The sequence below is a fragment of the Vibrio quintilis genome (assembly GCF_024529975.1).
GTDB lineage: Bacteria > Pseudomonadota > Gammaproteobacteria > Enterobacterales > Vibrionaceae > Vibrio > Vibrio quintilis.
Map to the genome: position 1 here is coordinate 3,898,748 of NZ_AP024897.1, position 15,168 is coordinate 3,913,915.

The following is a 15,168-nucleotide window of genomic DNA, read 5'->3' on the forward strand; positions in this document are numbered from 1 at the left end:
TTCACCCTCCCCTTTCCTTATAACAGGAGGAAAGGAGGGGAGTTGTGAATCATGCATCTTCAGGTTGCTTGGGTATAACTATCGGATTAACTTATTTATCTGTTTGCTCAGCCTCTTATCATCCTTATAAGAGGCTTGATTTTCGTATGAAACAAGACCATCCTACATAAAATTAGAAACTGTTTAATAAAACTGATTCAATGACAAAAACCGGCATTATCCGATTAGGCATTCTCTGTATTGCAGTTCTTATAACTTGCACTCTGGCAAGTATCGTTTTTATTTTAAATACACAATACCTGACACCAGTGACTCAGTGGTTATTAAGATCAACACTTTTTCCTTCATTGAAAACTGAAAAAGCAGCTTATGAATTCCCTCTGCACCTAACCTTACAAAAAACCCGGCTGACTTCTGACTCTCCGCTGGTAGATAGTATCGATATTTGGTTAAACCCTTACCAGACTGATCTTCAATCTGTCGTTCTGGATTCCCTCTTAATTGACGGAGCAGAGATAACTGCTCCCACATCCGGATGGCACATACCTCATCTTGTGGAAGTGAATCAACTGGCAGCTAAAAACATCACATACACCACAGAAGGCGGTATGGTGCTTCAAAATCTGGACATTCAGATCGAACATCCTTCCTGGCAGAAGAATCAGGATCAAGCCTTACCTCACGGTGCTATCCAGCTTTATGCACGAAAGTTATTATGGCGGGGAGAGCTACTTAAAGATGTACTCTTGACTGGTGAATACTCACCAGACAAGAAGAGTTACATTCAGGGGGTATCATTCAACTGGCGGAACGCTAACCTGTCTTTAGCCGCACAAGAACACCCCCAAGGCTGGGACATTACCAACCTTTCAGCTGAAAAACTGGATCTGTCTTTATCGCAAATTCAGCAGCTACAATATAAATTTCAGGAAATTGCTTCTGATTCAATCAACAAAATAGAGCGAATCGATATACTGACCAGTCAATTTTCATCTCCTCAACTGAAAGTGATTAACTGCGACTTATCTGCTTCAAATTTATCTTTCAATCATCCGGCAGATTTTTTATGGTCACAGCAAAATGCCAGATTATCTCTGAGCGCTGAAAGTATTTCTGTTGGTGATTATCAGTGGATTGAACCGGATATGAATGTCAGTTTCTCTTCAGGGGAAATCAATCTTGAGGATTTTAATGCTTCTATTCTTCAGGGAAATGTTCATTTTTCCGGGAAATTTTCACCGGAGGCAATCAACATACACGAAGCTCATTTATCAGGACTGAAATTATTCATCGAGCAGGATACAGCCATAAAACTCCCCTGGATACAAACTTATTTTCAGAATATCAATGAATTACATGCGGACAATATAAAAATCCAAAACAGCCAGATAATTCAATTAGCGCATAAACCATACTGGCAACTTTCCGGGATCAATCTGGATGCATCTGATACACAAATATCAACACAACATCACTGGGGGTTGTGGAGTGGCAAATTAAACGTTTCTGTCGACAGCCTCAGCTATGATGACACAATTGCCAGTCAGGGTGTTCTGGAAATACACCGTGATGGGAATTCACTGTATCTTGACCGCCTGTTTATCCCATATAACAACGGCTACATCAAAGCCATTGGAAAGTGGGCAAATATGGATAAGGGGGCGCCATGGAAACTTAATGTTGAAGCATACAGTCTTCCTTTAAAACTGATTCATATCCTCCCATTCCCACTGGAAGGTTTGTCTGATTTTTCTCTGAAAGCGAGTGGCCTGTCGGGTGATTCTGTGATTCTCGGACATACATTATCAGGAGAGCTGCGGATGAGTATCCGGGACGGTAATTTAGCACTGAACAAACATCATATGAATTTTAGTATGCCTGCCACACTCATCTCCGCCGATCGGGGAAAAATTAATCTTCCGGAAACTCAGCTTGGGCCAGAAGGAGTGAATGCGACAATTCATGGGGAATGGAATTTAGCAGAATCTGACAACGATAAACTCATTTTGTCTTTAGAGAAAACAGAGCATCAATATAATTTACTGAGTCCGGGTGATGCCCCGAAAGAAGGTGTACCCGGCACGAATACACCATAAAGACTTCAGACCGTTTTTTGTTCCAGCAAGTCTTTGTAATTCGGAATCAGCATATAGGTTCCAATAAACTGTACAGCACTGACATCGCCACTTTTCACCGTCACATTCACAACGATCCGGGCTTTACGTCCGGATTCTAACCGGTCAAGATCACCACTAATCTCGTCTAATGATGTAATCGCCACAGGACTTTGTGTTATCGGCTGACGATACCTGATCCGGCTATCCACAAGCACGATATCACCATACAGATTCCGCTCTTTCATCAGAAGCCAGGCCATTCCCCACCCAGTCAATGTTGCAAGGGTAAACACTGATCCTGCAAACATAGTATCGTGTGGGTTCAGGTTTGGGTTAATCGGTGAACTGCACTCAAACTGATAACCCGTATACTGATTTACTTTGATGCCCATTTTTTCACTAATCGGGATCTGATGTTCCCAACGCTCCTGAAGCTCTGAGCACCAGACTGGTTTACGCTGAACATTGACCATCGGATCGAGGACTTTGACCATTTGCTGATGTTTGACAGGCCCTTTTTCATCACTTAGTTCACCACGACGCTCAAAACCATTCTTCTCATAAAACCCAATGGCATCTTCACGGGCGTTACAAACTAACCGTTTCGCACCTTCCTGACGGGCAAGAGATTCCAGAGTCACCAGCAAAAGCGCACCCATTCCCCGTTTTCTTCTGTTGGACTTAACTGCCATGTAACGAATTTGGCCTTCACAGTCTGGAGTGATGTATAAACGCCCGGCAGCCATTGGTCTGCCCCGCGAATCAACAATCATCCGGTGATGGCTCATCAAATCATATTCATCCCGTTCAGATCCCAATGGCATCTGCCAGGGCTCTCTCAGCATTTGCCAGCGAAACTGATAATACTTGTTGATTTGATTTTCTGTTTTGGGGCTAATAATTTTAAACATGAGTTATGGTCCATATAATCAAGCTAAACGGGTCAGTCAAACCTGTAGCCAGAAAGTAACTGGTCCATCATTTACCAGCGCAACTTTCATGTCTGCTGCAAATCTACCACGGGCGGTTGGTACTATTTTTTCACACAAATCAGAGAAATAATCATACAAACGTTCTGCATCTTCAGGCCTGGCTCCCTTAGAAAACCCTGCTCTTGTTCCTTTGCGGGTATCGGCTGGAAGTGTGAACTGAGAAACAACCAAGCATTCCCCATTTACTTGCTGAACATTGTTATTCATTTTTCCTAATTCATCTTCAAATACACGATAAGTCGTCACCCGCTCAACTAAACGCTTCGCTTTTATTTCATCGTCGTCTTTCTCGACACCTAATAAAACCAGCAATCCTTGCCGGATTTCTCCAATGACTTCACCATCAACAGTCACCGAAGCTTCAGAGACTCTCTGAATCAATGCTATCACAATCTTTCCTTTCTTCCGTTTCCGTCGTACGACCAGATAAAGACGTTGATTCTATCACGTCTGCATCCGGTCTCCAGCGGTTATACTCTCCAAGAGAAGCGGTAATCTCCGCGCCAAGTAATACGATAACCCAAGACAGGAAAACCCAGACAAATAAAATCGGAATAATTGCGATAGCTCCGTATATCAACTGATACGAAGGGAAGTGAGTAATGTATAATGCGAAACTTTTCTTACTTAATTCAAACAGCAGTGCCGCAATAAAAGCGCCGGTGATAGCATGCCTCACCCGAACAGGGATATTCGGCACAAAGATATAGAGTCCGGCAAAAACGGTTAAAGTCAGCAAGAAAGGCAGCCAACGCAGTAAAATCTGAGTCACACTACTTAGTGTTTCATTATCAATTAAATTCAGTGAAGTGACGTAAGAAGTAGCTGCGATACTGGTTCCCATAAACAATGGTCCCAGGGTTAATATTGTCCAATACACAGAAAAAGAAAGTGCCCAGCGACGCTTTGCCTTCACTCTCCAGATATAATTTAGTGTCTTGTCAATATTAGAGATCAGTGAAATCGAAACCACAAATAAAAAAATACCACCAAATGTCGTCATTTTATCTGTGTTGGCCACAAATTCTTTCAACGCCTGATTAATCGCATCACCGGCTGTCGGTACGAAATGTGAAATGATAAATGTCTGAATCGTTTCACCGGCACCATCAAATAATGAAAATGCAGATAACACTGACAGGAGAACAGTCAGCATCGGCACCAAAGAAAGGAGAGAAATATAGGCAAGATACCCGGCATTCACATGTATCCGATCATGACTTAACCTGTTTTTTAAATAACTAAAGTATGACTTCAGCGAACTGAGATATACCGGTGAATTCAAGCAAGTTCTCCCTTTATCAACGATTCTCAACACCAGAATATACAAAAAAGCGCATAAAAACTAACTCAATTTAATATATTGGGTATAGATTCAATTGATAAAAAAAGGGTGAAAAAACTTTCACCCTTACATCCACAAAACAGTGTCAGATTATTTTTCAGTGCGTGCAGCCCGCTTTCTGTCATTCTCAGTCAGGTGTTTTTTCCTGATTCTGATGTTCTCCGGTGTTACTTCCACCAGTTCATCGTCGTCAATGAATTCCAGTGCTTGCTCAAGCGTATATTTGATTGCCGGAGAAAGTACCTGTGCTTCATCAGTACCGGATGCCCGGACATTGGTTAGTTGCTTGCCTTTCAGACAGTTAACAGTCAAATCATTTGATCGGTTGTGAATACCAATAACCTGACCTTCATAAACCTCATCAGCATGCTCAGCAAACAGTCTTCCACGCTCTTGCAGATTAAACAGCGCATAAGTCAGTGCCTTACCAGTTGCATTCGAGATCAGAACACCATTGTTACGCTGACCAATTGTTCCACCTTTGTGTGGGCCATAATGATCGAACGTATGATAAAGCAGACCCGAACCTGATGTCAGTGTCATGAATTCCGTCTGGAACCCAATCAAACCACGGGATGGCATATCAAAATCCATACGAACACGGCCTTTTCCATCAGGAGACATATCTTTCAGTTCACCTTTACGCAAACCGATATTCTCCATGATTCCGCCCTGATGTTCTTCTAATACATCAATCGTTACCGTTTCAAACGGTTCCATCAGTTGGCCATTTTCTTCTTTAATGATAACTTCAGGACGGGAAACCGCTAATTCAAAGCCTTCACGACGCATATTCTCAATCAAAATTGAGAGATGGAGTTCGCCACGACCAGAAACACGGAATTTATCTGGATCGTCAGTTTGTTCAACACGCAATGCCACATTATGGACCAACTCTTTTTCCAAGCGTTCTAAAATATTACGTGAAGTCACGAATTTGCCTTCTTTCCCGGCAAATGGAGATGTATTGACCTGGAATGTCATTGTCACTGTCGGCTCATCAACAGACAATGGCTTCATCGCTTCCACAGCGTTTGTGTCGCAGATGGTGTCCGAAATTTTTAATTCACCGAGACCGGTGATAGCAATAATATCACCTGCAGTCGCCTGTTCAACTTCGTTCCGCTCCAGGCCAAGGTAACCTAATACCGTACCAACTTTACCATTGCGGGTTTTACCGTCAGCACCAATGATGGTCACTTGCTGGTTTGGTTTAACCGTACCCCGGGTCACGCGGGCAACACCGATAACACCAACATATGAACTATAGTCGAGCTGAGAAATCTGCATCTGCAGTGGTCCTTCCAGGTCAACTTTTGGCGCTTCGACATTATCAACAATCGCCTGGAATAACGCTTCCATATTGTCGGTCGTTTCACCTTCATCTAAGGAAGCCCAGCCATTCAGGGCGGAAGCATAAACAACCTGAAAGTCCAGCTGCTCGTCAGTAGCACCAAGGTTATCAAAAAGGTCAAAAACCTGATCCATGACCCAATCCGGGCGAGCCCCCGGGCGATCAATCTTATTGATCACAACAATAGGCTTCAAACCATGAGCAAATGCCTTTTGAGTTACAAAACGAGTTTGAGGCATCGGACCATCAACAGCATCAACAATCAGTAACACACAGTCAACCATCGACATAATCCGCTCAACTTCACCACCAAAGTCGGCGTGTCCGGGAGTATCAACGATGTTGATTCGATAGTCGTTCCAGCGAATCGCGGTATTTTTAGCCAGAATGGTTATTCCACGTTCCTTTTCGATATCGTTCGAGTCCATGACCCGTTCTTCAACTTCACCACGAGACTGTAAAGTCCCGGACTGTTGTAACAGCTTGTCAACCAAGGTCGTTTTCCCGTGGTCAACGTGTGCAATAATTGCAATATTTCTTAATTTATCAATCTGTGGAGTTGTCATGGATTTACTATCACTTATTAAGTTCGGACACTGTTTCCATCATCAATCAAACAATGCCCTTTCAGAGTTAAAAAACGCTCAATAATGTACCAGATTTTGAAGAAATGCCCAGAAATATGTGACCTGAAACAAGAATAGATGCGATAAAACATGGAAAATGAACCATTGGTTACATGCAATTCTCTAAATACTATAGCGCATCAGGAAAAATCAATTATACCAATCATAATGATAACCATTACATTCTGATTTTTGACATAAAGCATAAACAGATAAAAAGCAAAGTAATCTGATTTGACAAATTGCCTATTCATGGTGCTGAATATGTGTATATTTTTCAAAATTGGTGCATTCGCAAAATAAGTGACCCAATTTAGTGCAACACCCGAATCATTTTAGTGCAATCATCTATAGCAAAAGCTCCTTTTTGCATCTAATGGATTGAATTAAAAGGATTTATAGTCATGGCATGATTTTGGCTTGTCGATTTTTAGCTTCAGTTAACCTGATGAGTAAACATTAATTGAAGTTTAATTTGCCAACCGAATTGCGCTTTTACCGATTTTTTAACACTGGAGGTTATCCAAGATGTCAGTAGAAAATGTTTTATCGCTGATCCAAGAAAACGAAGTTAAGTTTGTTGACTTACGCTTTACAGATACAAAAGGTAAAGAGCAGCACGTATCTATTCCTGCTCACCAAATCGATGCAGACTTCTTCGAAGAAGGTAAAATGTTCGATGGTTCTTCTGTTGCTGGCTGGAAAGGGATTAATGAATCTGACATGGTTTTAATGCCAGATGCTTCAACTGCAGTATTAGATCCGTTCACTGAAGATTCAACTTTGAATATCCGTTGCGATGTACTTGAACCAGCAACAATGCAGGGATATGACCGCGATCCACGCTCTATTGCTAAGCGAGCTGAAGATTATATGCGTGCGACTGGTATTGCCGATACAGTCCTGTTCGGTCCGGAACCAGAATTTTTCCTGTTTGATGATGTTAAGTTCAACAGCGGCATGTCTGGTGCAATGTATTCAATTGATGATGTCGAAGCTGTATGGAACTCAGGCTCTAGCCTGGAAGGTGGTAACAAAGGTCACCGTCCTGGAGTTAAAGGCGGTTATTTCCCGGTAGCTCCGGTTGATTCATCTCAGGATATTCGTTCTGCAATGTGTCTGATCATGGAAGAAATGGGCTTAGTTGTTGAAGCACATCACCATGAAGTAGCAACTGCAGGTCAAAACGAAATTGCGTGTCGTTTTAATTCACTGACATCCAAAGCAGATGAACTTCAAATCTACAAATATGTCATTCATAATGTGGCTCACGCATACGATAAAACTGCGACATTTATGCCAAAACCTCTGGTTGGCGATAATGGTTCAGGTATGCACTGTCACCAATCTCTGGCTAAAGATGGTGTAAACCTGTTTGCCGGTGACAAATATGGCGGTCTGTCTGAAACAGCGCTTTACTACATTGGTGGAATTATCAAGCACGCACGTGCAATTAACGCATTTGCTAATGCATCAACAAACTCTTACAAACGTCTTGTTCCAGGATTCGAAGCACCGGTAATGCTTGCTTATTCAGCACGTAACCGTTCTGCATCAATTCGTATCCCTGTAGTTCCAAGTCCTAAAGCACGCCGTATTGAGGTTCGCTTCCCGGATCCAACAGCAAACCCTTACCTTGCATTCGCTGCAATGCTTATGGCTGGTCTTGATGGAATTAAGAATAAGATTCACCCTGGTGATGCTGCAGATAAAGACTTATATGATCTGCCAGCTGAAGAAGCTGCTCAAATTCCAACAGTTGCATCTTCTTTAGAACAAGCTCTTGATGCTCTTGATGCTGATCGTGAATTCCTGACAGAAGGCGGTGTATTCTCTGATGACTTCATCGACTCTTACCTTGAATTGAAAGCTCAGGATGTTGAAAAACTGAATATGACAACTCACCCTGTTGAGTTCGAAATGTATTACTCAGTTTAATGCTATTTTGTATTTGATTACCCTGAAAACCTGCCTTTCGGCTAACTCCGATCAGTTAAGTAAATGATCAGTTGAACGATCCTGTGGTTGGTTGAAAATACCCTCAAGCATTTATGTTTGAGGGTATTTTTATGTTGGCTCACTGGCTTATTGATGTTGATGACTTTGCTTCTCCGGAATCTCTTGCACTCTTTCAAAAAGAGCTTCCACTAGAGTGGATAAATCAAGCACTTGATGAAACAAATAAAGCGAGCATGAGGCGGCGAAAGCTACCTGCTGAGCTCGTAGTCTGGCTCGTTGTTGGAATTGGTTTGTACCGTGACCGGCCTATTACTGATGTACTTGATAAATTAGATCTGAAGCTTTCTAATTCTCTGGGAGAGTCCATTGCTCCAAGCGCTATACCCCAAGCAAGAAAGCGATTAACAGCCAAACCTCTCGAAGCCCTATTCTCTTTAACAGCCGAGCATTGGACAGGTGCGGAAGACAATAAAGATACATGGTATGGGCTGAGACTTTTCTCGGTCGATGGCACCCAGTTTAGAACGCATGATACCAGTCCTCTGGCCGAACATTTTCATTACGTTAAACACAGCAAAACTCGCCATACCGAATACCCTATTGTCAGATTATGTGCACTTTGCTCCCTACGCAGCCGTCTACTCTATAATGTTGCTTTTGGCCCAAGTTCTACAGGCGAAGTGAACTATGCAAAGCAGCTCATTCCCTCAGTTCCTGCCAACTCCCTTACTATTTTTGACCGATGCTACCTAAGTGCAGAGCTGATGATTAACTGGTCACGACAACACGGTTCAAGCCATTGGATGACCCCGATAAAATCTAATACTCAGTATGAAGTTATCGAACAGCTGGATGAGGAGGGTCGAGATTTAATAGTGGAGATGAGCGTCTCTCAACATGCATTAAGGCAAGACCCGAGCCTACCTGAAAAATGGCAAGCAAGGCTCGTTCTTTACCCGGAGCAAGAGCAACCCAACCATATCAAAGGGCTCCTTACCTCTCTAACCGACAGCCAGTATAGTCTCCAATCTCTGCTTGATGTCTATTTTGAGCGGTGGGAAGTTGAGAACAGCTACGGCGAAATAAAGCACGATATGCTTGAGGATGAAGTGTTACTGCGAAGCCAGTCAGTTGAGGGAGTGGAACAAGAAATATGGGGAATACTTATCGCCTACAACCTTGTTCGTTTGGAGATAAGCCGTATTGCTAAAGAGGCAGGGGTATCACCTTTGCGGATCAGTTTTATGATGGCGCTTCGAGATATCCAGGACGAGCTCATGTGGTGTGCAATAGCTTCACCAGGCTCGATCCCCAAAAAACTGAGGGCGATGCGTGAACGTGTAAAACGCTACATCTTGCCTGAGCGAAAAAAACGGCCCAAATCAAGGACCGTTCGTATAAGTAAGACCCGCTATCCAGTTCGCTCCAAGCACCTTAAGTGATAGGAGTTAGCCTTTCGGCAGGTTTTTTTTATCCTTGAATATTCAAGCCTGTTAACTTGCTATTCACACGAGTGATCTCTTCATTTTTTGTTCATCAGGCAAGATAATTGCATCTTCTTAAATAGGTGCAGATAGTCTTGTATCAGCACAACATAGTCGAATTAACTATTAGTTTTCAATGATATTTCAGAGATAAAGGCTTGTTTTTATCCCTTATTACATCATACTAATTTATTAACGCCCCAATTTAGTGCAATGAACTATTTTGAATCTGGAAGGTGCTCCATGAGTAGTGAACTTTGTGAAACAATATTAAACAATATTGTGACATCCACGCTGATTTTGGATGAGTCCTTACGGGTTCGATATGCAAATCCATCTGCTGAGCAATTATTCTCACAAAGTGCTAAAAGAATCATTGATCAGCCCTTATCTAACTTGATTCAACATGCATCAATGGACCTCGCTTTACTTTCTCAGCCTTTACAAAGTGGTCAGAGTATAACGGACAGTGATGTCACATTTGTCGTAGATGGCAAACCATTAATGCTTGAAGTAACTGTAAGTCCGATTACCTGGCAAAAACAGCTGATGCTTCTGATTGAAATGAGAAAAATAGGTCAACAAAGAAGACTCAGTCAGGAGTTAAATCAGCATGCACAACAACAAGCAGCCAAATTACTAATCCGTGGATTAGCACATGAAATTAAAAATCCACTTGGAGGGTTAAGGGGCGCTGCACAATTACTTGAGAGAACATTACCTGACCAAAGTCTCACAGAATATACTCAGATAATTATAGAGCAGGCTGATCGGTTAAGAGCTCTTGTTGATCGTCTCCTTGGCCCCCAAAAGCCAGGAAACAAATATTCTGAAAACCTACACCTTATTTTAGAAAAAGTCAGGCAACTCGTTGAGTTAGATGCTAATGCTAACCTGGTTATAGAACGGGATTATGACCCCAGTTTGCCAGACATTATTATGGATACTGATCAAATAGAACAAGCCTTACTGAATATCGTAAATAATGCAGCTCAAATCCTGGTAAAACAATCTCACGGAAAAATAATCCTTCGCACCAGAACGGTGCACCAGGCGAATATTCACGGACAACGCCATAAATTAGTTGCTCGAATTGAAATCATTGATAATGGGCCGGGAATTCCTTCAGACCTACAAGACACTCTTTTTTATCCTATGGTAAGCGGCAGAGAAGGAGGAAGTGGATTAGGTCTGTCAATTTCTCAAAATCTCATCGATCAACACGGCGGTAAAATCGATGTAGAAAGCTGGCCCGGAAGAACCGCGTTTACAATTTATTTACCAATAAAATAAAGATATAAAGGAATAGATGATATGAGTAAAGGATATGTCTGGGTTGTTGATGACGACAGTTCAATCCGTTGGGTTATGGAAAAAACTTTGTCATCTGCCAATATAAAGTGTGAAACCTTTTCTGATGCAGAAAGTGTATTAATGGCTTTAGAGCGAGAAACGCCAGATGTACTTGTATCAGATATCCGAATGCCCGGTATCGATGGCATTGAATTACTTAATCAGGTACATGCTTCATCTCCAGAATTACCCATCATTATAATGACTGCTCACTCTGACTTAGATGCAGCAGTCAATGCCTACCAAAAAGGTGCCTTTGAATATCTTCCTAAGCCATTTGATGTTGATGAAACACTAACCTTGGTTGAAAGAGCGATTGCTCATAGCCAGGAACAGAAAAGAGAGCACTCAGATCATATCACTAATGCTGATGATACTCCGGAGATCATCGGAGAAGCACCTGCGATGCAGGAAGTATTCAGAGCTATAGGCAGACTGTCCCGCTCTTCAATCTCAGTTTTGATTAATGGCGAATCTGGTACAGGGAAAGAGCTGGTTGCACACGCATTACACAGACATAGTCCACGCTCTCAAAAACCTTTTATTGCTCTGAATATGGCAGCGATCCCCAAAGATTTAATTGAGTCTGAACTGTTTGGCCATGAAAAAGGAGCCTTTACTGGTGCCAACAATGTCCGACAGGGCCGCTTTGAACAAGCAAATGGTGGAACATTATTTCTTGATGAAATTGGTGACATGCCACTGGATATCCAGACACGCTTACTCAGAGTACTTGCCGACGGTCAGTTTTACAGAGTTGGGGGTCATTCCGCTATCAAAGTTGACGTCCGAATTGTTGCCGCAACACATCAAAACCTTGAGATGTTAGTCCATCAAGGTAAATTCCGGGAGGACTTATTCCACCGATTAAACGTTATCCGGATTCAGATTCCTGCATTAAGAGAAAGACGTCAGGATATCGAACGATTAACCAAACATTTCCTGGCTGAAGCCGCAAAAGAACTTGGCGTTGAAATGAAGACTCTTCATCCCAAGGCACTTGAAATATTAAATCGTTTGGAATGGCCGGGTAATGTTCGCCAACTGGAGAATATGTGCCGCTGGTTAACAGTGATGGCAAGTGGCAGCGAGGTTCTGCCCGGAGATTTACCCTCTGAGCTAGTGACAGAGAAAAAGAATATCGAAATAAATAGCGATATTACATGGCAAAAACAGCTGGAAGTATGGGCCAAAACAGCCCTTGAAGCCGGGGAAACAGAATTACTTTCCTATGCGTTGCCAGAATTTGAAAGGATTTTGCTGGAAGCCGCTTTAAATCATACAAATGGGCATAAGCAAGATGCCGCAAAAGTACTTGGATGGGGCAGAAACACTCTCACCAGAAAACTCAAAGAACTATATTAGTAGATACCAGGTGTAAGACTCGTAATAAAAAGTACTCCGATCATCCATGGATTGGACAATTTTGAGCTAATTCAGTCATTCTCAGATAGTACCATTTTACGGTTATCTGCTCCTAAGGTCAGGTTTCTTTGCCCTGAAATCATATTCTGGATATATTTTAGGGCTATAGCTGCCTTTATCATTCGGTCACTACACATTAGTGGAATTAGTATGAGAAATCTGAATAGTCTGGCGATGTACGCTTTATACCAATCTAATACCAATTACATCAATTTTATGATCTAATGATTCACAGAAAATGAGCTTCTATGAATCATGACTTCAGCCACTTAATCAAATCGACTTCGAATGCTCGATTACGCATTCGATACCTTGCTCTCGCACACTTCTCTCAAGGGAAAAGCCGCACAGAAATCGCTCTGTTTCTCAAAGTCAGTAGAACAAGCGTGAATAAATGGGTTAAAGCCTATCTTGATTTTGGATTGGAAGGCCTATAAGAAAAAGCTCATACCGGTCGTCCTCATCAATTGTCTGAACAACAATTAAACCAACTTAAAAAATTCGTTACAGACACGGCTATCAAAGAGCACGGTGGACGCCTCCAAGCAAAAGACATCGCTATTTATATTGCCCAGAATTTTGGCATTCAATACCGACAGGCGAATATCTATCGTATCCTTCATGATATCGGTTTGAGCTGGATCACCACTCGCTCTAAACATCCCAAGCAGTCACCGCAAGCCCAAGAAGACTTTAAAAAAATTCCAAATCGAAACGATCCTTAAGATCCCAGGGCATGTCGCTTTAGCTGATATACTCATGTGGTTCCAAGATGAAGTCAGGTTTGGTCAACGCAATACAACCACGAGGATTTGGGCAGAAAAGGGAACGCGACCCAGAGCCATTCAGCAACAACAGTTTGAATATGCTTATCTATACGGCGCTGTTTGCATCAATACAGGAGAAGTCGAAGCGATTGTCTCACCAGTCAATAATGTGGAAGCGATGAGGGAACATTTAAAGCTTATTTCTGATGCGACGCCAGTGGGAAAACATTCAGTTATCGTGATGGATCAAGCGAGCTGGCATCAAAGTTATCTTGCTAAAGCGTATTCAAACTTAACGATTATCCATATCCCGCCCTATTCACCAGAGCTGAATTCAATAGAGCAAGTATGGAGCTGGTTACGGCAGAATGGATAATGTTTGTGACGCTTGAAATCGTTTTTCAGAGAACAAAAGCAGAGTCGTATCACTCTGCTTTAGGAGTTGGACAAAACTGACCACTTAATTGAATTAGTCACAACCTAATCTGACACATCTTCTTGAAAAGTTGAGAGTTACCCGTTTTGATAAAGGTGCTGAATCTTTAATCAAACAAAAAAGAGGTAACTCTCATGCTTCATACTAACAATCCCATTATCAAACACAAAGCGGGTTTATTAAATCTGGCGGAAGAATTAGGCAATGTTTCCAAGGCATGTAAGATTATGGGCGTATCCAGGGACACGTTCTATCGCTATCAGGAGCTTGTCGAGCAAGGCGGAATTGATTCCTTAGTGAATCAGTCCCGCAGAGCACCCAATATTAAGAACCGGGTTGATGAATCTACAGAAAAGGCTGTCGTCAGTTACGCCATCGAATTTCCAGCTCATGGTCAGGCGCGTACCAGCAATGAACTCCGTAAGAAAGGAATCTTTGTTTCCGGCAGTGGTGTCCGGTCGATCTGGCTACGGAATAATCTGGAGAATTTCAAAAAACGGTTGGCCGCTTTAGAAGCCAAAGTCGCCAGTGAAGGAATCATTTTAAGTGAAGAGCAGGTTGCAGCGCTGGAGAAAAAGAAACAGGATGATGAAGTGTGTGGTGAAATCGAGACGCATCATCCCGGCTACCTGGGGTCACAGGACACATTCTACGTCGGTAATCTCAAGGGTGTTGGCCGGATTTACCAGCAGACCTTTGTCGATACTCACAGCAAAGTGGCTTTCGCAAAACTTTATACCACAAAAACACCGATCACATCGGCTGATTTACTCAACGATCGTGTCTTACCGTTCTTTGAAGCCCATCAGCTTCCGCTGCTGAGGATTTTGACGGACAGAGGCACAGAGTACTGTGGCAAAGTGGAGCAGCACGATTATCAGCTGTATCTGGCTATCAATGATATCGACCATACAAAAACAAAAGCCAGACATCCTCAGACAAACGGTATCTGCGAGCGTTTCCACAAAACGATTCTCAATGAATTTTATCAGGTCACGTTCAGGAAAAAGCTCTACAGTTCATTAGAAGAGTTGCAAAAAGATCTGGACGAATGGCTGGATTATTACAACAATGTTCGAACTCATCAGGGAAAAGTCTGCTGTGGGCGGACACCGATAGAGACATTATTGGATGGAAAAAAGATTTGGGCAGAAAAGAATTTAGCTCAAATCTAATCTGACGAAAGCACCGAAAAAATGGGTAACTGTCAGATCAGGTCTGAGCTAGTACAACTTAATTAATGTAATTGGTATGATTGGTATCAAAATCCTTGAGACGCAAAAAAGCCCCAGCTTTTCAGCTGAGGCTTG

General features: G+C 42.3%; 10 protein-coding genes and 1 pseudogene. 7 read left to right on the plus strand and 4 right to left on the minus strand.

Annotated elements, in window-relative coordinates; all coding sequences use genetic code 11:
* Positions 1 to 200: 200 nt before the first annotated feature.
* Positions 201 to 2,096 carry an AsmA family protein gene (locus tag OC443_RS17820; RefSeq protein WP_073585799.1) on the plus strand — a complete coding sequence of 632 codons (1,896 nt, stop codon included), beginning with the start codon at positions 201 to 203 and terminating at the stop codon, positions 2,094 to 2,096.
* 5 nt (positions 2,097 to 2,101) lie between these two features.
* On the opposite strand, the gene OC443_RS17825 is transcribed toward OC443_RS17820, so the two are convergent.
* The 4 genes from OC443_RS17825 to typA form a co-directional block, all read right to left on the minus strand.
* On the minus strand, positions 2,102 to 3,028 hold the full coding sequence (locus OC443_RS17825; protein WP_073585798.1) for a bifunctional GNAT family N-acetyltransferase/hotdog fold thioesterase: 927 nt from the start codon (positions 3,026 to 3,028) through the stop codon (positions 2,102 to 2,104).
* Positions 3,029 to 3,064: 36 nt separating this feature from the next.
* A complete protein-coding gene (gene dtd, locus OC443_RS17830) occupies positions 3,065 to 3,499 on the minus strand; it encodes a D-aminoacyl-tRNA deacylase (protein WP_073585797.1) in 435 nt (144 codons plus the stop codon).
* Positions 3,471 to 4,394, minus strand: coding sequence for a virulence factor BrkB family protein (locus tag OC443_RS17835; RefSeq protein ID WP_073585796.1), 924 nt, complete (start codon positions 4,392 to 4,394; stop codon positions 3,471 to 3,473). Before OC443_RS17835 ends, dtd begins: the two co-directional genes overlap by 29 nt.
* 150 nt (positions 4,395 to 4,544) lie before the next feature.
* On the minus strand, positions 4,545 to 6,374 hold the full coding sequence (gene typA, locus OC443_RS17840) for a translational GTPase TypA (RefSeq protein ID WP_073585795.1): 1,830 nt from the start codon (positions 6,372 to 6,374) through the stop codon (positions 4,545 to 4,547).
* 588 nt (positions 6,375 to 6,962) lie between these two features.
* Here typA and glnA point away from each other — a divergent pair.
* The 6 genes and pseudogenes from glnA (at position 6,963) to OC443_RS17870 (ending at position 15,033) form a co-directional block, all read left to right on the plus strand.
* The gene (glnA, locus tag OC443_RS17845; RefSeq protein ID WP_073585794.1) at positions 6,963 to 8,372 is read left to right on the plus strand and encodes a glutamate--ammonia ligase; all 1,410 of its coding nucleotides are present in this window, start codon (positions 6,963 to 6,965) and stop codon (positions 8,370 to 8,372) included.
* Positions 8,373 to 8,503: 131 nt separating this feature from the next.
* Complete coding sequence (locus OC443_RS17850; RefSeq protein ID WP_073586003.1) at positions 8,504 to 9,835, plus strand: IS4 family transposase; 1,332 nt, start codon at positions 8,504 to 8,506, stop codon at positions 9,833 to 9,835.
* A gap of 285 nt (positions 9,836 to 10,120) precedes the next feature.
* Positions 10,121 to 11,170: a nitrogen regulation protein NR(II) gene (gene glnL / locus OC443_RS17855; protein WP_073586690.1), complete on the plus strand. Its 1,050-nt coding sequence runs from the start codon at positions 10,121 to 10,123 to the stop codon at positions 11,168 to 11,170.
* A gap of 21 nt (positions 11,171 to 11,191) precedes the next feature.
* Positions 11,192 to 12,595 carry a nitrogen regulation protein NR(I) gene (glnG, locus tag OC443_RS17860; protein ID WP_073586691.1) on the plus strand — a complete coding sequence of 468 codons (1,404 nt, stop codon included), beginning with the start codon at positions 11,192 to 11,194 and terminating at the stop codon, positions 12,593 to 12,595.
* Positions 12,596 to 12,903: 308 nt separating this feature from the next.
* Positions 12,904 to 13,886 (plus strand): annotated as a pseudogene (locus OC443_RS17865) (IS630 family transposase).
* A 106-nt stretch (positions 13,887 to 13,992) separates the two neighbouring features.
* Entirely contained in the window at positions 13,993 to 15,033 is a 1,041-nt protein-coding gene (locus tag OC443_RS17870; protein ID WP_073584295.1) for an IS481 family transposase, read from the plus strand.
* Positions 15,034 to 15,168 lie beyond the last annotated feature (135 nt).

What these genes read in the sequence shown, in the direction of transcription:
- OC443_RS17820 (WP_073585799.1), top strand. Translation starts at nt 201, where the DNA reads ATGACAAAAACCGGCATTATCCGATTAGGCATTCTCTGTATTGCAGTT.
- OC443_RS17825 (WP_073585798.1), bottom strand. Translation starts at nt 3,028, where the DNA reads ATGTTTAAAATTATTAGCCCCAAAACAGAAAATCAAATCAACAAGTAT.
- typA (WP_073585795.1), bottom strand. Translation starts at nt 6,374, where the DNA reads ATGACAACTCCACAGATTGATAAATTAAGAAATATTGCAATTATTGCA.
- glnA (WP_073585794.1), top strand. Translation starts at nt 6,963, where the DNA reads ATGTCAGTAGAAAATGTTTTATCGCTGATCCAAGAAAACGAAGTTAAG.
- OC443_RS17850 (WP_073586003.1), top strand. Translation starts at nt 8,504, where the DNA reads ATGTTGGCTCACTGGCTTATTGATGTTGATGACTTTGCTTCTCCGGAA.
- glnL (WP_073586690.1), top strand. Translation starts at nt 10,121, where the DNA reads ATGAGTAGTGAACTTTGTGAAACAATATTAAACAATATTGTGACATCC.
- glnG (WP_073586691.1), top strand. Translation starts at nt 11,192, where the DNA reads ATGAGTAAAGGATATGTCTGGGTTGTTGATGACGACAGTTCAATCCGT.
- OC443_RS17870 (WP_073584295.1), top strand. Translation starts at nt 13,993, where the DNA reads ATGCTTCATACTAACAATCCCATTATCAAACACAAAGCGGGTTTATTA.